Origin of the sequence: Phytohabitans sp. LJ34 (assembly GCF_052068095.1) — a bacterium.
Classification (GTDB): domain Bacteria; phylum Actinomycetota; class Actinomycetes; order Mycobacteriales; family Micromonosporaceae; genus Phytohabitans.
In genome coordinates this window covers 412,035-431,215 of sequence record NZ_JBQHDG010000004.1, presented here as the reverse complement: position 1 = coordinate 431,215, position 19,181 = coordinate 412,035, and the positions used below count along the sequence as shown (strand labels likewise).

16 protein-coding genes and 1 pseudogene are annotated in these 19,181 nt (G+C 71.0%); 10 read left to right on the top strand and 7 right to left on the bottom strand.

What is annotated here, in order from left to right:
• Positions 1 to 9: 9 nt before the first annotated feature.
• The 4 genes and pseudogenes from ACTMTJ_RS09685 to ACTMTJ_RS09670 all read right to left on the bottom strand — a co-directional run bounded on the left by ACTMTJ_RS09685 (position 10) and on the right by ACTMTJ_RS09670 (position 7,655).
• A complete protein-coding gene (locus tag ACTMTJ_RS09685; RefSeq protein ID WP_441215804.1) occupies positions 10 to 1,935 on the bottom strand; it encodes a phage tail sheath family protein in 1,926 nt (641 codons plus the stop codon).
• Positions 1,936 to 1,959: 24 nt separating this feature from the next.
• The gene (locus tag ACTMTJ_RS09680; RefSeq protein WP_441215803.1) at positions 1,960 to 2,802 is read right to left on the bottom strand and encodes a Pvc16 family protein; all 843 of its coding nucleotides are present in this window, start codon (positions 2,800 to 2,802) and stop codon (positions 1,960 to 1,962) included.
• Positions 2,799 to 4,943 (bottom strand): ATP-binding protein, encoded by a 2,145-nt coding sequence (locus ACTMTJ_RS09675; protein WP_441215802.1) that lies wholly within the window; start codon positions 4,941 to 4,943, stop codon positions 2,799 to 2,801. The genes ACTMTJ_RS09680 and ACTMTJ_RS09675 overlap by 4 nt, the downstream gene beginning before the upstream one ends.
• Before the next feature lie 487 nt (positions 4,944 to 5,430).
• Positions 5,431 to 7,655, bottom strand: a pseudogene (locus tag ACTMTJ_RS09670) (MMPL family transporter).
• A gap of 163 nt (positions 7,656 to 7,818) precedes the next feature.
• Between ACTMTJ_RS09670 and ACTMTJ_RS09665 the strand changes: the two are divergent.
• Both ACTMTJ_RS09665 and ACTMTJ_RS09660 read left to right on the top strand, forming a co-directional pair.
• Positions 7,819 to 9,042, top strand: coding sequence for a sensor histidine kinase (locus tag ACTMTJ_RS09665; RefSeq protein ID WP_441215801.1), 1,224 nt, complete (start codon positions 7,819 to 7,821; stop codon positions 9,040 to 9,042).
• On the top strand, positions 9,039 to 9,722 hold the full coding sequence (locus ACTMTJ_RS09660) for a response regulator (RefSeq protein ID WP_441215800.1): 684 nt from the start codon (positions 9,039 to 9,041) through the stop codon (positions 9,720 to 9,722). The genes ACTMTJ_RS09665 and ACTMTJ_RS09660 overlap by 4 nt, the downstream gene beginning before the upstream one ends.
• Before the next feature lie 149 nt (positions 9,723 to 9,871).
• Here the strand turns inward: ACTMTJ_RS09660 and ACTMTJ_RS09655 are convergent, their stop codons facing one another.
• Both ACTMTJ_RS09655 and ACTMTJ_RS09650 read right to left on the bottom strand, forming a co-directional pair.
• Positions 9,872 to 10,642, bottom strand: coding sequence for a S1 family peptidase (locus ACTMTJ_RS09655; protein WP_441215799.1), 771 nt, complete (start codon positions 10,640 to 10,642; stop codon positions 9,872 to 9,874).
• Between the two features lie 439 nt (positions 10,643 to 11,081).
• Positions 11,082 to 11,705 (bottom strand): NADPH-dependent F420 reductase, encoded by a 624-nt coding sequence (locus ACTMTJ_RS09650; protein WP_441215798.1) that lies wholly within the window; start codon positions 11,703 to 11,705, stop codon positions 11,082 to 11,084.
• 65 nt (positions 11,706 to 11,770) lie between these two features.
• Between ACTMTJ_RS09650 and ACTMTJ_RS09645 the strand changes: the two genes are divergently transcribed.
• From ACTMTJ_RS09645 to ACTMTJ_RS09625, 5 genes are all read left to right on the top strand, one after another.
• On the top strand, positions 11,771 to 12,139 hold the full coding sequence (locus ACTMTJ_RS09645; protein WP_441215797.1) for a winged helix-turn-helix transcriptional regulator: 369 nt from the start codon (positions 11,771 to 11,773) through the stop codon (positions 12,137 to 12,139).
• A 187-nt stretch (positions 12,140 to 12,326) separates the two neighbouring features.
• Entirely contained in the window at positions 12,327 to 12,608 is a 282-nt protein-coding gene (locus tag ACTMTJ_RS09640; protein ID WP_441215796.1) for an ArsR/SmtB family transcription factor, read from the top strand.
• Positions 12,608 to 13,342, top strand: coding sequence for an aquaporin (locus ACTMTJ_RS09635; RefSeq protein ID WP_441215795.1), 735 nt, complete (start codon positions 12,608 to 12,610; stop codon positions 13,340 to 13,342). Before ACTMTJ_RS09640 ends, ACTMTJ_RS09635 begins: the two co-directional genes overlap by 1 nt.
• Complete coding sequence (locus tag ACTMTJ_RS09630; protein WP_441215794.1) at positions 13,339 to 13,758, top strand: arsenate reductase ArsC; 420 nt, start codon at positions 13,339 to 13,341, stop codon at positions 13,756 to 13,758. The genes ACTMTJ_RS09635 and ACTMTJ_RS09630 overlap by 4 nt, the downstream gene beginning before the upstream one ends.
• Complete coding sequence (locus ACTMTJ_RS09625; RefSeq protein WP_441215793.1) at positions 13,755 to 15,134, top strand: FAD-dependent oxidoreductase; 1,380 nt, start codon at positions 13,755 to 13,757, stop codon at positions 15,132 to 15,134. Before ACTMTJ_RS09630 ends, ACTMTJ_RS09625 begins: the two co-directional genes overlap by 4 nt.
• A gap of 51 nt (positions 15,135 to 15,185) precedes the next feature.
• Here ACTMTJ_RS09625 and ACTMTJ_RS09620 read toward each other — a convergent pair whose 3' ends face one another.
• Positions 15,186 to 16,577 carry an FAD-dependent oxidoreductase gene (locus tag ACTMTJ_RS09620; RefSeq protein ID WP_441215792.1) on the bottom strand — a complete coding sequence of 464 codons (1,392 nt, stop codon included), beginning with the start codon at positions 16,575 to 16,577 and terminating at the stop codon, positions 15,186 to 15,188.
• A gap of 208 nt (positions 16,578 to 16,785) precedes the next feature.
• Between ACTMTJ_RS09620 and ACTMTJ_RS09615 the strand changes: the two genes are divergently transcribed.
• From ACTMTJ_RS09615 to ACTMTJ_RS09605, 3 genes are all read left to right on the top strand, one after another.
• The gene (locus tag ACTMTJ_RS09615; protein WP_441215791.1) at positions 16,786 to 17,160 is read left to right on the top strand and encodes an ArsR/SmtB family transcription factor; all 375 of its coding nucleotides are present in this window, start codon (positions 16,786 to 16,788) and stop codon (positions 17,158 to 17,160) included.
• 146 nt (positions 17,161 to 17,306) lie between these two features.
• Positions 17,307 to 18,161, top strand: coding sequence for a helix-turn-helix domain-containing protein (locus ACTMTJ_RS09610; protein ID WP_441215790.1), 855 nt, complete (start codon positions 17,307 to 17,309; stop codon positions 18,159 to 18,161).
• Between the two features lie 33 nt (positions 18,162 to 18,194).
• The gene (locus ACTMTJ_RS09605; protein ID WP_441215789.1) at positions 18,195 to 19,169 is read left to right on the top strand and encodes an NADP-dependent oxidoreductase; all 975 of its coding nucleotides are present in this window, start codon (positions 18,195 to 18,197) and stop codon (positions 19,167 to 19,169) included.
• The last annotated feature ends 12 nt before the right edge of the window (positions 19,170 to 19,181 follow it).

Sequence of the window (19,181 nt, the reverse complement as noted above, 5' to 3'; positions counted from 1 at the left end):
GCGGTCTTGTCATCCCTCGGTGACCTGCGCGCCGCCCGGCCACATGCCGATGCGGACGACGACGAACTCGGCCGGGCGCACCACGTTGACGCCGATCTCGATGACGATCTGGCCCAGTTCGCGCAGCGACGGCGGGTTGTTCTCACTGTCGATCTTGACGTAGAACGCCTCCTCCGGGCTGGCGCCGAACAGCGCGCCGGAGCTCCACACCCGGGTGAGGAAGTCGGTGATGGTCCGGTCCAGGCGCTTCCACAGCGACTCGTTGTTCGGCTCGAACACCGCCCAGCGGATGCCCTCCTGGATGGACTCCTCCATGAACAGGAACAGCCGGCGCACGTTGACATAGCGCCAGGCGGTCTCGTCCCTCGGCGCAGTGGTGCGCGCACCCCACACCTGGGGCTGGCCGCCGCCGAACACGCGCAGCACGTTGACGCCCTCGATGTTCAGCTCGCCCTGGTCGGCGTCGCTGAGTACCCGCTCCAACCCGAGCGCGCCGGCGATCGTCTCGTTGGCCGGGGCCCGATGCACGCCGCGGCTGCCGTCGCTGCGGGCGTACACGCCGGCCAGGTGCCCCGACGGCGGGACGAGCAGGGTCTGCGCACCGGAGCCGCTCGGGTCGCTGATCGACAGCCAGGGGTAGTACAGCGCCGCATAGCCGCGGCTGGAACCGATCCCGGCGCGCTGCTCCAGGACGCTGCCGGAGCCGGACAGCCCGGCCTTGGGCGCGGAGTCCAGGATCGCGAACCGGTCCGCCATCCGCTCGCAGTGGTTGATCACCGCCTGCTGTACCGCGGGGTCCGTCCGCCCGGGGACGCACACGACGTTGATGTCGTCGACCCGCTCCAGCGCGGCGAGGGCGGCCGCGTAGTCCTCCACGGTGACCGCGGCCGGAGTGTCGGCCGTACCGCCGGCGAGGCTCACGTCGGTGACCACCGCGGGCCGGTTCGTCGGCGGCGGCTGCACGCTGGGCACGTCCGGCAGGCTCACGTCGACGAAGGCGGACTCGACGGTGCGGATGACGTACCGGTTGTGCCGCGGGTCCATCGCCAGGTTCGGGAACGTCTCGGTGACGCCTTGGAAGGTGACCGCGAGGGTGAACTCCGACGTGGTCACCGCGACGTTGTCGGTACCGGCGAGGTTGTAGCCCTTGGTTAGTCCGGCGGCGAAGGTGACGAACTCGCCGTCCACCGCGGTGGCGACGGCGTCCTCCTGGGTCGTGCCCTGTGCCAGGCGCACCGCACTGCCCGGCTGGATGCCCGTCCGGTTCTCGACGCGGAACGTCTTCTGCCCGGGCACCAGGTTGGCGATGCGTACGGTGCCGGCGCCGGAGGGCGTGCCGAGGACGGATTCGAGGACCAGAGTGGCTCCGGTGATCCGGGAGATCGGGAACCGGTCGGTGCCGGTGCCCACGGTGACCACGTCGCCGGGCCGGAACTGGCCCGCGTCGGCGGCGTTCTGGAGCGTGACCGTGTCGTTGGCGGCACCGGTGATCGGCGCGCTCGCCTTACGTACCCGGGCGTTCTTGCTCTGGTCCACGATCTGCGCGTCGCTGACCCTCAGCTTGATGTCGTTGCCGGCCGCCCCGCCGGTGTTGCCGTCGCGGGCCCGCACCACCAGCGCCTTTCCGGGCGTGCCGCCTCGGTCGTTGAGCTCCAGCACGGCTCGCCGAGCGGTGCCGACCCGCACCACGTAACACACCGTGCCGCCGTTCAGAAAGAACCCGCGCACGGCGTGGGCGAGATAGCCGCGGGGCGCGGTCATGTAGTCGCCGAAGGTGTCCCGGAACTGGGTCCAGTTGGTGATTTTCACCGGTACGTTCACGTCGCCGACGAGGGCCGGGCCGATGAACGCGGCGGTGCTGGTGCCGACCCCCGCGATGGGGCCGGTGGCCGGGATCTCCTCGATGAAGACGCCCGGGGTGGTCAGGTTTGGCATGCCGTTTTCTCCTACGGTGCTGGCCTAGAGCGGCTGGAGTTGGATGTCGGTGCCGGCGACCGGCGACGGGACCACGATCGGCGCGCTCGCCGGGTGGAAGCCCACCGCCCGCACCTCGATCTGGTGGTCGCCGGCGGTCAGTCCAGATAGGACGAACCGGCCGCCGGCGTCGGTCACGGCGATCCGCGCCGTACCGGCGACCCGCAGCCAGGCGCCGGCCACCGGCGCGGCGTCCGGATCGGCCGGCCGCACGGTGCCGCCGACGGTGTACCGCCGGCCCGGGTCTTCGGCGGTACCGACCTCGACGGTGCTGACCGGCGGGCCCCCGTCGGTCGGGCGGTCGGGCAGGGCGATGGTCACCCGGCAGGTGATCGAGGGCCGCAGGTAGGTGCCGAGCCCGGACCAGAACTCGCCGGTGGCGCCCGGGCCGTCCGGCTCGGCGGCCATCAGCGGCAGGTCCCCGTGCTGCGCCACCAGGCCGGTCAGGTGCCGGCGCGGGAGGGTCGGGTTGCGCAGGATCACGTCGAGCGCCTGGCTGAGCAGCCGGTGTTCCTGGTCCTCCAGGTCCGCGCCGCTGATTGGCTGGCCCTTGTTCCAGGCCGTGATCAGGTACGAGCAGTCCACCCGAGCCGGCGGCCCATCGACGAGCATGACGCCTCCGTCCAACCGGGTGAACCGTTCGTTGGACCGAAGGGCCCGGTTCTCGCCGACCCGGAACAGGTAGGCGTTGAGCGCGAGGCCGGTGCCGGTGCCGCGCCAGCGCTGGTCGGGCACGGCGAAGGAGACCGGCGCGTTGGCCAGCTCCGAACCGGGCACTGCCTCCCCGGCGAACATCCGTCGCAGCGCGGCGTCGAGGTCCCGGATCACGCCAACCCGCCTTCCGCCGCCATCTCCTGGTACGGTCCGAAGTCCTCGGCCACGCACAGCCGGCCGAGCTTCTGGTACTCCCGCTGGGTGGCCGCGAGCAGGTGCGGCATGGCGACCACGCCGCCGTTGGCCGCGGCGAGGAAGGCCGCGTTCAGGGCCACGTTGCGGATGTGCCCGCCGGGCAGCTCGAACTGCTGGGCCATGAACGCCAGGTCCAGCCCGGCCTCGCGGGGCGCCTCGGCCGGCCACACTTTCCGCCAGATCTCCAAGCGCTGCGCCGCGCCCGGATGCGGGAAATCCACCGCGAACGACAGCCGGCGCAGGAACGCCTCGTCGAGGTTGCGGCGCAGGTTGGTGGCGAGGATCGTGGTCCCCTCGTACGCCTCCATGCGCTGCAACAGGTACGACGTCTCGATGTTGGCGTAGCGGTCGTGCGCGTCGCGGACCTCCGACCGCTTGCCGAAGATCGCGTCGGCTTCGTCGAAGAACAGGATCGCGTTGCTCTCCTGCGCGGCCACGAAGATCCGCTCCAGCCGCTGCTCCGTCTCGCCGATGTACTTGCTGATGACCTGCGAGAGATCGATCTTGTACAGGTCGAGGCCAAGCTCGTTGGCGATCACCTCGGCCGCCATCGTCTTCCCGGTGCCGGACGGGCCGGCGAACAGGACGGTGAGCCCCTTGCCCAGGGACAGCCGCCGGTCGAACCCCCACCGGTCGAATACCGTGTGCCGCCACTCGACGTGCTGGCACACCTCGCGTAGTTGCGCGAGCCGGTCGGCGGGCAGGACGAGGTCATCCCATCGGTACGTGGGCCGCACGCGAACGGCAAGGTTCGCGAGGCCCGGCCCGGATCCGGCCCGGGCGGCCGCGAACAGGTCGGCGCGGTGCGGGGGAGCCCCGTCGCGCAGCGTGGCGGCGTAGGCGGCAGCGGCGACCGTGCGCTCGATCTGGTCGGCGGTGAACCGGAACCGCCCGGCCAGCGCCCGGATGTCCGCCGCGGCGAGTTCGGCGCCGACCGCGCGCAACCGCGTTGTCCAGCAGGACTGCCGGGTCTCGAAGTCCGGCAGCGGCACCGTCACCTCGACCACCGGCGTCGCGATTTCGTCGACCACGGTCCACCGGCGGGTACCGGCGAACACGACCGGGCGGCGGCAGCCCGCCACCGCGCTCAGCACCGCCTGGCGCAGCCCCGGCAGGCCGTCACCGGTCGCCGCGAGCAAGGCGTCGAAGCCGGACAGGCACACCATCGCCGCGCGCAAACCCGCCTCGCGCAGCGCCGCGTCCAGCCGGTCGGTCAGCGCGGCGGGTACGTCGAGCGCGGCCTCGACGTCCAGGTCCACCACCGGCAGTCCGAGCACGCCAGCCAGCCGGTGCACCGCATCGCGAGCCGCGACCCGGGACGGTCCACGCAGGTACAGCCGGGGCGCTGGCTCGCCCTTCCGGCTCGCGCCGAGTGCGGCCACGGCCGGCGCCAGCGGGTCACCCGCGCCGATCGCCGCGGTGGTCGCAGGGGGCACCGCGGCCGGCGTCAGCAACCGGTGGCCGCTGGCCGGGCCAGCTCCGCCGCACAGCAGCCAGACCAGCTCAGGCGCCGGTCGCAGGCTGTGCGCCAGCAGCGGCGGTTCCGGCAGGCCCGGGTCGTAGGTGAGGCCGACCAGCCCGTGCCGGCGCAGCGGCGCGTCCGGGGCCAGGTGCGCCCGGCGGCCCAGCTTCTCGCCGGCGGTGCCGCACAACAGGTTCAACGCCAGGTCCACGGTCGGGCGCCGGCGGGTCACGTCGTCCTGGAGGTATCCGAACAGCCGTTCGTACTTGAGGTCGAACTCCGGGGCCAGCGCGATGACGACAAGGTCCAGGTCGAATGGGGTCAGGTCGAAGCCGTCCAGCATCCGCCGCAGCACCGGCCCGGGTGCCACCGCCAGCCCACCGTGTTCGCCGACCGGACCGAGCGGAGGTTCGCCCGGCTCCCGCACCAGCAACCGGCGAACCTCCGGACCGTCGACATAGAGGCCGCGGTACGGGTCCGGGCCGCGGCCGGCGAAGGCCGCCTCCGCTTGGACCACCGCCGCGGCAAGCACCTCGTCCAGCCGGCCCAGGACCGATCGCAACTCGTCGACCGGCTCGGCGTTCGCGGTGCCGTTCACTGGTCCGACCTCCGATGCTTGGCTCGATGCGTTGCCAAGCCTGCGTTGGACCGACCTGCGTCAGCCCCGCCGCGCGTGAAACTGCCGGCCAACTGCCGGGGCGCGACCCTGCCGCCGCGCTGCCACCTGGCAGGCCGGTGCGCGTCGGTCATCACGCCAGGCGTGGCGGCTTGCGCCGGCGTGGTCGAGGGACGCGCTGTGGCGCAGGACTGTCAGGAGGTGCTCGACCAAATCGCGCGACCGGACCTGGTCCACCTGCCCATGGCAGTCAGCACCCTCGATGCGTATGTGGACGGTCACCGCGCTCCCGCCCACGCGCGGTCCGTCGCAGTCGTGGGAAACCGTCGCCGGCCCTAATCACGCCACTGACCGTGCCTCCTGTCGCCCGACGAATGTCAGTCGGCGCGCTCGGTGGCATCACGCGCAGTTCGGCGGCGGCCTTCACGGTCAACGCCTCGATTGCGAGGCGAGCCCAACATAAGCCGACCTACCCCATGCCGCTTCGGGCCTGAGTTTTGGCCAGGTGGTCGGCTCGCGGATGAGACTTCACGGCGGCGAGCCGCTTGGCCAGCCGGTCTCCTTCGACGTCGACGTTCGGCAGGATCCTGTCCAGCCACTTCGGCAGCCACCACGCCGATCTGCCGAGCAGCGACAGCACGGCCGGCACGATGGTCATGCGGACCAGCAGGGCGTCGACGGCGACGCCGAACGCGAGGGCGAATCCTAGCGACTTGACGATGGGGTCTTCGGCGAGGATAAAGCCGGCGAAGACGCTGGTCATGATCAGTGCTGCGGCGGTGACGACCCGCGCGTTGTGCCGCATGCTGGAGATGATCGCGTCGTTCGGGGTGGCGCCGTGTACGAAGTCCTCGCGGGCGCGGGTGACCAGGAAGACCTCGTAGTCCATGGCGAGTCCGAAGAGGACACCGACCAGGAAGATCGGGACGAAGCTGATGATCGGGCCGGTCGACTCGATGCCGAGCGGGCCGGCGAGGTGGCCTTGCTGGAAGATGAAGACCAGGGCGCCGAACGAGGCGGCCACCGACAGCAGGAAGCCCAGCGTCGCCTTGATCGGCACCAGGATGCTGCGGAACACCAGCATCAGCAGGATGAGCGCGAGGCCGACCACCACGGCCAGGTACGGCAGCAGCGCGTTGTTGATTTCTCCGACACGTCGATGTCGATCGCGGTGCGGCCGGTGACGGCCAGCGTCGCGCCGCCGGTGGCTGCGGTGAAGCGCGCTTGCTGAGCGCGGATGTCGTGTACGAGCTCCTTGGTTTCCTCGCTGGTGGGACCGGTGCCGGGGATGATCCGGAGGATGGCGGTGTCCCCGGCCCGGTTTGGCGTGGGGGCGGTTACGAGCACGATGTTCCCGGTCCCCGAAATGATCTTCTGTGCCTGTTCGCCCGCTGCCGTGGCCGCGCCGGGGGCGGCCTGAACCACGATTATCAGGGGGCCGTTGACGCCGGGTCCGAAGGCTCCGGCGAGTTGGTCGTATGCCTTGCGCTGGGTGGACCCGGGGGACGCGGTGCTTTCGTCGGGCAGCGCCAGACGTAGGTCGAGCGTCGGGATCGCCACGGCGCCGACCGCGACGACGGACAGGATCAGGGCCGGGACGCGGTACGTGACGACGGTGCGGGCCCAGCGCTGGCCGAACGGGGTCCTAGTTGGCCCCTCGTGCTTGGCGATGCCACGGCGCTGTGCCCTGGGCAGGACGACTTTGCGGCCGGCGAAGCCGAGCAGGGCAGGTAGCAGGGACAGGCTGATCACGACGGCCACGGCGACGGTGCCGGCGGCCGCGATGCCCATGGCGGCCAGGAACGGGATGCCGACCACGGTGAGCGCGGCCAGGGCGATGATGACGGTCAGGCCGGCGAAGACGACGGCGGATCCGGCGGTGCCGACAGCGCGGCCGGCGGCCTCTTCTCCGTCGTGGCCGGCGGCGAGCTCGTGCCGGTAGCGCGACAGGACGAACAGCGCGTAGTCGATGCCGACGGCCAGCCCGAGCATGGTGGCCAGGGCGGCGGCGTTTGAAGACAGGTCGAGGAAGCCGGTGGCGATGCTGATGCCGAGCGTGCCGATGGCGACGCCCGCGAGCGCGGTCAGCAGCGGCAGGCCGGCGGCCGCGAGCGCGCCGAAGGTGATCAGCAAGACAGCGGCGGCCACGACGATGCCGAGCGCTTCGGCGGCACTGGAGGCTTCGGACTCCGCGGTGACCTCCCCGGAGTAGTCGACGCCGATGCCGGCCTGTCGTGCGGTGTCACCGGCCGCGAGAAGTGCCTCACGGGACGCGGGGCTCACATCGGGTGCGGCGACCGGGTAGGAAACGGTGGCGTAGGCGGTCTTCCCGTCAGGTGTGACCATCCCGGCCTCGTACGGGTCGGCAACCGCCGTGACCTGCGATGCCTCCCTTAGCGCGGCGACCGTTGCCTGGACAGCGGCCTTCTGGTCCGCGCCGGTCAGCGTGGCGTCGCCGGAGGCGGTGAACACGACCCGGGCCGAGGCCCCGTTGACCTCCGGGCCGAACTTCTCCGCCAGTACATCCCTCGCCCGCCACGACTCGGTGCCGGGAATGGACACGGCGTCACTGGTCGGTCCGGACAGGCTCGCCGCCCCGAAGCCGAACGAGGCCAGCACGATCACCCACGTGAACAGGGTCAGCCAGCGGCGCCGGAACGAGAACCTTCCAAGCCGGTACAACAGGATTGCCACGACCATCCTCCGTCCATTCTTGATCTCAACGATGGCGGAGGCGCCGCTGGTGCGTCGTCCTGTCAGCGCAGGCGACGACGTACTGCGAACGCAGTAAGTTCACGGCCCCCGATACCACGGGAACAGGTCGATAGGAACCGGCTCGGCGTTCTACCGTGTGATCATGTCCATGGTGCGCCACCAGCAGATGCGCCTGTACGTCGACAGGTATCGCGGCCCGCTGGGCGACGTGGTGCTGGCCGCCTCCGGAGTACTGGTCGTGCTGTTCGTGGGCAACCCGGCGGTACACAGTGGACCGACGCTGCTGGCGGTGCTGTACGCCCTGCTGCTCCTGGCGCGCCGGCGGTATCCCGTGCCGGTCTTCCTGGCCGGCACCGCCGTCGCCATCCTCGTCATCGCGCTGGGCCGGCCGCCGGACGGGCTGTTCGTCGTCGCCGGCATGATGGCGTACTCGGCCGCGCTGTACAGCCCGCGTCGCCGGCCCTGGCTCTACGCCTTCTTCGTGTGGGGCTCGCTCATGGTCGCCGGCACGGTAGTGCACCAGCCCAGCGAATGGTGGAACGCGGAGCAGTTCGGCCCGTTCGCGTTCATCCTCGGCGGTGCCGGCGTCGGAGACTCGATCCGGATGCGCCAGGCGTACATCGCGGAGGTGACCGAGCGTGCCCGGCAGGCGGAGGTGACCCGCGAGGAGGAGGCCCGCCGCCGGGTGATGGACGAGCGGCTGCGCATCGCCCGGGAGCTGCATGACGTCGTCGCCCACCACATCGCGGTCATCAGCGTGCACGCCGGCGCGGCCGACCACGTGCTGCGCGCCGAGCCGGACAAGGTGTGGCCGGTGCTCGCGAACATCCGCACGGCCGCGGACGCCGTCCTGGAGGAGCTCAAGTCGGTGATCAGCGTGCTGCGCGACCCGGACGAGGTGCGCAGCGTCGAGCCGGCGCCCGGGGTGGAACGCCTGCGGGACCTGCTGGACGGGCTAGGCTCCGTGGGCTTCTCGGTGCGGTGCGAGCAGCGTGGTGAGCCCCGGCCGTTGCCGGCGGTGGTGAGCCTGGCCGCGTACCGGATCGCGCAGGAGGCGCTGACGAACGCGCACCGCTACGGCGACGGCAGCGCCACCCTCGACATCGAGTACACCGCGGACACCGTGTGCATCGAGGTCACCAACCGGGTCGCCGAGTCCGGCAGCCGCCGCTCCGGTTCGGAGTTTGGGCTTCTCGGCATGCGCGAGCGCGCCACGGCCGCGCACGGCACGATCACCGCCGGCCTCGTCGAAGGCGGCCTGTTCCGGGTCCGCGCCGAGCTGCCCACCGGCAGCCGGGCGGTCAATCGGCTCAATCCGCCGAACCTTGTCTCCTCTCCAGCCGCCGCAAAGGAAAGCCTGACGTGACCATCCGTGTGCTGCTCGCCGACGACCAGGCGCTCATCCGCGCCGGGTTCAAAATGATCATTGACGCCGCGCCGGAGATGGAGGTCGTGGGGGAGGCCGCCGACGGCCGCGAAGCCGTCGATCTGTGCTACACCGGCCGGGTCGACGTGGTCCTGATGGACATCCGCATGCCGCACCTCGACGGCATCGAGGCGACCCGCCGCATCGGCGCCGACGAGCGCCTCGCCGGCGTGCGCGTGCTGGTGCTGACCACGTTCGACAACGACGACAACGTCATCTACGCCTTACAGGCCGGCGCGAGCGGCTTCCTGGGCAAAAACGTGGCCCCCGGCGACCTGGTCAACGCCATCCGGGTCGTCGCCGACGGCGAGGCGCTGCTGTCGCCCCGCGCCACCAGCGGCCTGATCGGCCGCCTGATCCACCACATCCGCCCGCCCGCGCGGCACCCGCCGGAGCTCGCGCTCGTCACCGACCGGGAGATGGAGATCCTGCTGCTGGTCGCACATGGACTGTCCAATGGCGACATCGCCGAACGCCTGCACCTGTCGCCGCTCACGGTCAAGACGCACATCAACCGCACAATGATCAAGCTGAACGCCCGCGACCGCGCCCAGCTGGTCGTGTTCGCCTACCAGCACGAGCTGGCCAAACCCGGAGACACCCTGGGCGAACACCGATAGTCCGTGGCCCTCTTGGCGCAGCCAGCGTCGCAGCACCCGGTGGTGGGCGGCGAACACCGCCTCGAGCAGATCAGGTGCGCCGGCCGGAGCTTCGGTAGAGGTAGCGCCGGCCGGCCGACGGGTGATCCACTAGCGGATGATCCGCGGGGTCAGCGCGGGTAGTAACCGATCGTGCTGTGGATCCAGGGCACGATCACGTCGATCCGGGCGGTGGTCTCGTCCAGCACATGGGGGCAGCTCGGCCCGCTGTTGACGATCGCTACCAGGAGCGGACGGCCGGGGAGGCGCTCGGAGAAGAACGGGCCGCCTGAGTCGTACGGGCAGGGAGTGGTGTCCCGCTGCGGCGCGTAGCCGGTCATGCCAAGCGTCGCGGCGTTCACCGTCGTGACCTGGAGCTGTCCGGTGCGCAGCCGGGTCGACGGGGTGGGGTTCTGGCTGGTGATCGAGCCGTAGCCGGTGAGCCGCAGCACGTCGCCGACCTCGGGTGCGGTGCGGCTCAGCCACAGCGGCCTAATGTCGGTGATCCGCTTGTCGATCTTCGCCAGTGCCACGTCGTTGGTGGGGGACTGCCGCACCGCGATCACGGTGGCGACGTGGCCGCCGGTGCCCTCCAGGTCGGTGCGGCCGACCGTCGCGGTGGTGAGGTCGGCCACCGGCCGCTCCACCCGCACCCCGTTGACGTCGCGGAAGCAGTGCCCGGCGGTCAGGACCCAGTCGGGCGCGATCAGCGAGCCGGAGCAGGCGCTGTTGCGGCGCCCGCCGTCGGCCGTGGGGATACCGGTCATGGTCAGCTTGACCGAGAACCGGTACTTGCCGATCGGCACTTCCTCACCGTTGGCGATGGCATTGGCCGGCGCGGCGTGCGCGACAAGGGCCAGCGCGGCCGCGCCGAGTACTGCTGTGAGCCTTCTAGTCCACATAGGCACCATTTAACCCCGGCCGGCCGCCCGCCGCTGTCCCAGCGCATGGCAGGCCTCCGGCGTGATCGACCCGTTGACCGCCGCGGCGGCGGAAACACCACGGCGCGGTGACCCTTCACTGAAATGCCACCACGGTCCACAGTAGAGGGCCACCGAACGATGAAGAGACCCCGTGCCTTCCCGCACCGCCCGACCGGACGCGGCCGTCGACCTGCTCGACCGGGCGCTGGACCGGATCGACCGCGTCTTCGCCCTCGCCGCCGAGGTCGCGACCGACAGGGCATTCGCCCGACAATGGTCCGTGTTGCCGATGACGGGCGGCTTGGCACCGGTCTGTGCGGCGACTTCGGTGAACTCTTTCGAAACGAGGCCACCCACATCCCGAGGCAGTTTCTCGGCACCGACTGGGAAAGTGACGGGGCTCTTGGCTGATGTCATGTCAGCGGGGAACCGTCGGAATCGCCGATTGCGGGTCAACACCGGCGAATGCCAGCCCGATGACGAAGCCGGCGACCTCCTCCAACTGGCGTACCCGGTCGAGCTTCCCGAGGATCGCGGAAATTCCACCCACGTCTCGCACGAGGGCCCCGACCACATCGAGGGCGCGTTCGTCGTCACCGCACATGGCGACGGTGACCGGTCCGGCGTCGGGCGTCACCCACCGCTCCGCCGGAAACAGATGGAAGGCTTTGACCACGTGCGCGCCAGGCGCGAGGGCGGCGACGTGCTCGGCCGCTGACCGGGCAGGTTCGGTATGGAGGGCGCCGACACCGTGCTCGACAGCGTTCGTCGGGTCGATCAGGGGAAGGTCGGCGAGTGCGCCGGCTGGCCCACCGGCCGCCGTGAGCATTTCGGTGACGCCATTCCAGCGGACTGCGAGCAGAACCGCGTCGGCGCCGGCGGCGACTGTCCGCACGGGCCGGGCGGTGCCGCCGATCCGGTTCGCGATCGCTTCGGCGGCGGCCGTCGAGCGACCGCCGATGGTGATGTCATGCCCGGCCCGGGCCCAGCCGGTGGCCAGTGCTGTGGCGAGGTTGCCGGTGCCGAGGATTCCGATACGCATGCCGTCACGCTAGGCCGGCCGACGCGCACCGGATGGTGCGTGTCGGGTGTGCCAGGATGGGGTGCATGGGTGATGGCGCCTACTGCGAGGAATTCGTGGCTGACTGCCGGCTGCGCATGGCGGCCGACCTGTTCGCGCATACGTGGGATGCGGTCGTGCTCGCGGCGCTGACCGAGGGCCCGCGCCGCCGCCGCACGCTACGGGCGCGCATCGGAGGAATCAGCGACAAGGCGCTCACCGAGGCGTTACACCGGTTGGCCGGCAATGGCCTGATCGAGCGGCGGTTCTTCGCCGAGGCGCCGCCCCGGGTCGACTACGCGCTTACCGATCTCGGCCGTAGCTTCGCCGACGGCCCGATGCGGGCGCTGGGCGCCTGGGTCACCGAGCGCGGCGACGAACTGTTCGAGGCACAGGAGCGACTCACCGCGTCGTAGCGCCGAACGAGATCTGGCGAATGTGTAGCCGCCTTCCGCACCTTCGACGCCAGCCGTGAGGCGTTCGTGTACAGGCTTGGATCCAGGGCCGGGTAGAGGTCTTGTCGGCGACGGTGGGCACCCTCGCGGGGGAGGTGCGGGCTGCGCCTGGTTGAATCATGGTGTGCTGATATCAGCTGAGCATGATGTGATCCGCCTGTTGGCCGACCCGCTGCGGGCCCGGATCGTGGAGATCCTCGCCGCTGGGGCGGCGTGCACCTGCCACCTGGTGGCGGATACCGGTGCGACACAGCCGAACGTCTCCAACCACCTGCGCGCGCTGCGGCAGGCGGGCATCGTGGAGGCCAGGCCAGAGGGCCGTTATACGTTCTACCGCCTGCGGGCGGAGGCTCTCGACGGCGCGGCCGGCTACCTGAGCGCGCTGGCCGAGCAAGCCCGCGACAGCGGCGATGTGCGGCGGGAGTGCTGATGGGCCTGCCGTTGTGGCGTCGCGCGACCGCCGAGTTCGTCGGCACGGGGCTGCTGGTCACGGTGGTGGTCGGCTCGGGGATCATGGCGGCCCGGCTGTCGCCGGATGATGTGGGCCTTCAGCTGTTGGAGAACTCGACCGCCACCGCGCTCGGCTTGGCGGCCCTCATTCTGGTTGTCGGTCCGGTCTCCGGCGCTCATCTCAATCCGGTCATCTCGCTCGCGGATTGGTGGCTGGGTCGGCGTTCTGCCACCGGTCTGACCACCGGGGACCTGGCCGCGTACGTGTCCGCGCAGGTGGTCGGGGCGATCGGTGGCTGCGTGCTGGCGAACCTGATGTTCGAGCTGTCGCCGGTGGACTGGTCGGGCACCGGTCGCGGACGGAGCCACCTGTGGATCGGGGAGCTGGTGGCGACGGCCGGTCTGGTGCTGTTGGTGTTCGCCCTCGCTCGCGCGGGCCGAGCTTCGGTCGCGCCGGCCGCGGTGGGTGCGTACATCGGTGCGGCGTACTGGTTCACCTCCTCGACGAGCTTCGCCAACCCGGCGGTCACGGTGGGGCGGGCGTTCACGGATACGTTCGCCGGTATCGCCCCGGGATCGGTGCCGGGTTTCGTCGTTGCCCAGCTGGTGGGTCTGGTTGTGGGATTGGGTGTGTTGGTGGTGTTGTACCCGCGCGCGGCGGTCGGCGCGGAAGAGGTCGTGGTCCCACAGTTGTCGGAAGGGCGATCAGGATGAGCGGTTCGAAGCCGGTGGTGTTGTTCGTGTGCGTGCACAACGCGGGCCGATCGCAGATGGCGGCAGGGTGGCTGCGCCATCTGGCCGGAGACGCGGTCGAGGTCCGCTCGGCCGGCTCCGCGCCGGCGAGCGAAATCAACCCGGTCGCGGTGGCGGCGATGGCCGAGGCCGGCGTCGACATCACCGGCAACATTCCAAACCTGCTGGAGTACGACGACGCGTACGCCGCCGACGTCATCGTGACGATGGGATGCGGCGACGCCTGCCCCGTCTTTCCGGGTAAGCGGTATGAGGACTGGAAGCTGGACGACCCGGCCGGTCAGGGGATCGAGGCGGTGCGGCCGATCCGTGACGAGATCCGCCGCCGCGTAGGGGACTTGGTGGCGGATCTGGTGCCAGGGCGGGCGGCGGGGTGACCCGGCTGGTCATCGTGGGCGGCAGCGACGCCGGGATCGGCGCCGGGCTGCGCGCGCGGCAGGTCGACCCAGACGTGGAGCCGTTGCTGGTAGTGGCCGACCGCTTTCCGAACTACTCGATCTGCGGCATCCCGTACCACGTCTCCGGGGATGTGCCGGACTGGCGCGACCTGGCCCACCGCACCCAGGCTGACCTCGAGGCGGCCGGTCTGGAGCTGCGGCTGGACACGACGGCCCGGCGGATCGACCCAGCGGCCCGCACCGTCACCGTGACCGGCCCCGATGGGCGGGAGGAGACGATCGGCTATGACCGTCTCGTGGTCGGCACCGGCGCGAGTCCGGTCCGCCCGCCGATCACGGGTCTGGACCGGCTCGGCACGGCCGACGGGGTGTACGTGTTGCACACGATGGCGGACACGTTCGCCCTCACCGAGGGGTTGGCCCGTGAGCCGCGGTCGGCGTTGATCGTGGGTGCCGGGTACATCGGCCTGGAGATGGCCGAGGCGCTGCACGCCCGCGGTCTCGCGGTCACGGTTGTGGAGCAGCTGCCGCAGGTGCTGCCGACGGTCGACGCGGACCTGGCGGCACTGGTCGAGGAGGAGCTCGCCCGTCACGGCGTCCGGGTGTGCACCGGCGTCACGGTCACGGCGATCGAGCGTGGACCGGCCGGGTTGACGGTGGCCGGGCACACCACGGCCGACCGCGCTGACGCGTTCTCCTCCACTGTGGACTTTGTGCTCGTGGTCGTCGGCGTGCGCCCGGACACGACCCTGGCCGAGACGGCCAGTGTGGGGCTCGGCGTGCGTGGGGCGATCGCCGTGGACCGGCGGATGCGCACCAACGTGCCCGACGTCTACGCGGCCGGTGACTGCGTGCACACCTACCACCGGCTGCTGGAGACCGACACCTACCTGCCGCTGGGCACGACCGCACACAAACAGGGCCGGATCGCCGGCGAGAACGCCGTCGGCGGGGATCGGGAGTTCGCCGGCTCCCTCGGCACACAGGTGGTCAAGGTGTTCGACCTCGCCGTCGCCCGCACCGGGCTGCGCGACCACGAAGCCGCCGCGCACGGCCTCATGCCGGCCAGCCGCCGCACGGTCGCGGACGACCACAAGGCGTACTACCCGGGTGCGAAGCCGATCACCATCAAGGTCACCGGTGACACCTCCACCGGCCGGTTGCTCGGGGCGCAGCTGGTGGGGCACCGGGATACCGGCGTGGCCAAGCGGGTGGACATCTACGCCACCGCCCTGCACCACCGGATGACTGTGGATGACATCGCCGACCTGGACCTGTCCTACACGCCACCGCTGGGCAGCCCGTGGGACGCGGTCCAGATGGCCGCACAGACCTGGATGCTGACCACCCGCTGACCAGACCGCGGTTGGCCGACCGATCCTCTTCGGCGCCAGGGACGGCGCGGGTTACCTGGCGCGGCTCCCGCTCGCGGCTGGTGGAGTCGGCGCGGGTGCGGACAGCAGACCGCCGCCGATCCCGGTGGCCAGGCCGCGACCCGGCGGTGCCGCCGCGGCCGTGGTGACGCCGCAGCAGCCACCGCCGTCTTGGATCCGGTCGCTGTCGACCGGCTGGCCGCTGTTGCACACCCCGGTCTCGGGCAGGTCCAGCTGGACGTCCCGTGCGGCGGCCCAGTCGCCAGCCAGGGCGGCGACGACCGAGCGGGCCTGCTCGTAGCCGGTGGCCATCAGGAACGTCGGCGCCCGGCCGTAGCTCTTGACCCCGATGCCGTAGAAGCCGGGCTCGGGGTGAGCGAGCTCCTCGACGCCGTGCGGCGGCACGGTGCCACAGGAATGCTCGTTCGGATCAATCAACGGGGCCAGCGCGCGGGTGGCGCCGAGGATCGGGTCCAGGTCCAGGCGCAGTTCGGTGGTCAGCGCGTGGTCTGGCCGGAACCCGGTCGCCGCTACCACCCGGTCCACCGTGAGCGTGCGGGCGCCGTCGGAAACGGCCACCCCGCCCTCGTCCGAGGCGGCGATGGCATGGACACCGAAGCCGGTGACCAACTCGATCGCCCCGGACTCCACGTGTTCGCGTAGCCGGCTGCCGATCGCGCCCCGGGCCGGGAGGGCATCGGCCGCCTCGCCGCCGTACGTGCGGGCGGGGCTGGCCGACCGGATCGCCCACACCACTCGCATCCCTGGCGTCTGGGAGGCGAGGTCGGCCAGGGCGAGAAGGGTGTTGGCAGCGGAGTGGCCCGCGCCGACCACAAGGGTGTGGCGGCCGGCGAACCGGTCCCGGTCGGCGCCGAGCACGTCCGGCAGCGCCGTCTCGATGAACCGGGCGGCCTCGGTTTCGCCGCGGGCGGGGATGCCCGAGGCGCCGAGCACGTTCGGCGTGTCCCAGGTGCCGGAGGCGTCGATCACCGCCCGGGCCAGCAGGACTTCGCCGCCGGCGAGCCGCACCACGAGCGGCGCGTCCGCGCGGCCGGCCGTGCGGAGCCGGTCTACACCCTGCCGGGTCACCGCGATCACCCGGGCGTCATAGCGCAGGTGCGGCTTGAGCGCGGACAGGTCCGCCAGAGGCTGGAGGTATTCGGCGGCCAACTGCCTGCCCGTCGGCAGCACCTCCGGATCCGGTTCCACCCATCGGGCATCCGCCAGGAGGCGGCGGGCGGCGGCGTCGATGTTGTACCGCCACGGGGAGAACAGCCGCACATGCCCCCACGCCCGCACGGCGGCGGCGGGGCCGTCGCCGGCCTCCAGGACGGTGAACGCCAGGCCGCGCTCGTGCAGGTGGGCGGCGGCGGCCAGCCCGACCGGGCCCGCGCCGATGACCACGACCGGTAGATCGCTATCCACTGTGGACTCCTTGCTCAATGACGTACTGAAGGGTTTGGGTGATGTGTGGGCTTCGGCGTTCGATGAACACGACGTCGTGCCACCAGCAGCCGTGCATGGCGTGCTGACCGATCCGTTTCCGGCGTTGCCCGCCTTTCCTCCGAAGCTCTGTTTAGACGTTCCTCTAAGCAGGGTTGCACTCTGCTTCGAGAACTGTCAACCTAGACGCATGTCTAAACAGGCGGCGCTCACCCTCACCGACCTCAACGCTGGTGTGGCGTGCTGCCCGCCGATCGCCGAACAGCCCGTGTCCGCCGACATGGCCGCCGTGCTCGCACCGGCCTTCAAGGCCCTCGGCGACCCAGTCCGGCTCCGGCTGATGTCGATGATCGCCTCAGCCCCCGACGGGGAGATCTGCGTTTGCGACCTCACCCCCGCCTTCGACCTCACCGGGCCGACGATCTCCCACCACCTCAAGACCCTCCGCGAAGCCGGCCTCGTCGACGCCGAGCGCCGCGGCACCTGGGTCTACTACCGGCCGCGGCACGGCCTGATGAGTCAGCTCGCCGCACTGCTCACCTCCGCCGAAACCGCCACCACCTAATCGGTGATGACACGATCCGCAACGCGGCTCGCTGGAAAGTGCGGCGGTACCAACGCCCCTGCGCAGGTTGTCGCGATCTTCAAGGGCTGAGGGGCCAAGGCCGCCCACTAGCTCCGCTGTCTGGACTGGCCGGGCACACTTGGGTCGTGGCACGTCAGGAGTTCGGCGCTGCGGTGCGCCAGTTGCGGGAGAGTACGGCCCCGGCGGCTGTCGGGCTGCCGGTCGGCCGTCGGCGGGTGCAAGGGTTGCGGCGGGAGGAGCTGGGCGAGCTCGCGGGGATGTCTGCGGACTACGTACGCCGGTTGGAGCAGGGGCGTAGCCATCCGTCGGCCGGGGTGGTGAACGCCATCGCTCGTGCGTTACGGGTCGGGCGGGCGGAGTATGAGCGGCTCTGCGCGCTGGCCGGGTACGCCGCCGCGGACGGGCGGGTGCCGAACGAAGTCGGTCCGGGTGCGATGCGGTTGCTGGAGCGATTCACGGACACGCCGATGTTCGTCTCCGACGCGGCGATGAATTTGATCGCCGTAAACAGTGCGTTCATGGCCCTGGGGCATTGGAATCTCACCGGGGACCCGTGGGAGTGGAACATCGCCTGGCGTTCCTTCTGCGATCCGTTCAGTCGTTTCCAGCAGTCTGCGGCTGACGCGACCGATCATCAGGCGATCCTCGTTGCCCGCCTGAAGAGCGCGCTGTTGCGCTACCCCGCCGATGCGTCGCTTGCCGCGCTGGTGGACGAGATGCGGAGCCGAAGCCGCCTGTTCGACACCTTGTGGCGCACGCCGCGGCCGGTGGCGGCCTACGAGAGCAGTGCCGCGTTCGTTCATCCGGACGGCGGCTCCGTCACGCTCGTCGGCAGCCTGCTCGCCATCCCGGGGGACGATTTGGCGGCTCTCGTGCTCACCGCGGCGCCGGGCTCGGCCGATGCGGCGCGTCTGGCTGAGATCGTCGGCGGCGCCGGGGAGCCGACCATCATCAAGGTGGGCCAGCCCGGCCCAGGCTAACCGCGCTGGATCCTGCGAAGTTGAGTGACGTCATTGACGGCGCTCACGGAAGCAGGTTCAGCAATGAAGGCAGTGCGTTTTCACGAGTTCGGTGGTCCCGAGGTTCTGCGCTACGAGGACGCGGCGCAGCCCACCCCCGGCGCCGGTCAGGTCCGGATCCGCGTCGCCGCGACGTCGTTCAACGGCGTCGACGGCAATATCCGCGCGGGCTACATGCAGGGTCCGATCCCGGTCGAGCTGCCACACACTCCTGGCATCGACGTCGCCGGCACGGTCGACGCGCTCGGTGACGGCGTGGACGACGTCGCGGTTGGCGACCGCGTCATCGGCTTCCTGCCGATGACGGGGGCTGGGGCGGCTGCGGAGTATGTGATCGCGCCGGCGGAGATCTTGACAGGGGCACCCAAGAACATCCCGTTGGCTGAGTCGGCGGCGTTGCCGCTGGTGGGCCTGACCGCGTGGCAGGCGCTGTTCGACCACGGCAAGCTGACCGCCGGTCAGCGGGTGCTGATCAACGGCGCCGGCGGAGCGGTCGGCGGATACGCCGTGCAGCTGGCCAAGGAGGTCGGTGCCCAGGTGATCGCCACGGCCAGCCCGCGCAGCGCCGAGCGTGTCAAAGCCGCCGGCGCCGATGAGGTGATCGACCACACCACCACGGATGTGACCGCGGCGGTGGCCGAGCCGGTGGACCTGGTACTCAATCTCGCGCCGGTCGCTCCGGAACAGCTGGCCGCGCTGGTCACGCTGATCCGTGACGGCGGCACCCTCGTCAATACCACGGTCTGGATGCCGGCCCCTTCCGACGAGGAGCGCGGTGTGCGCGGTATCGACCTGTTCGTCCGCAGCGACGCCGACCAACTCGCCGACCTGGCCGCTCGCGTCAGCACCGGTGAGTTGCGCGTCGAGGTCGCCCAGCGGGTACCCCTCGCGGAGCTGCCGGCCGTGCACGCCCAGGCCGCTGCGGGTGGGCTGCTCGGTAAGACCGTCATCGTCGCCCCCACCGCCTGATCCGGACCAACA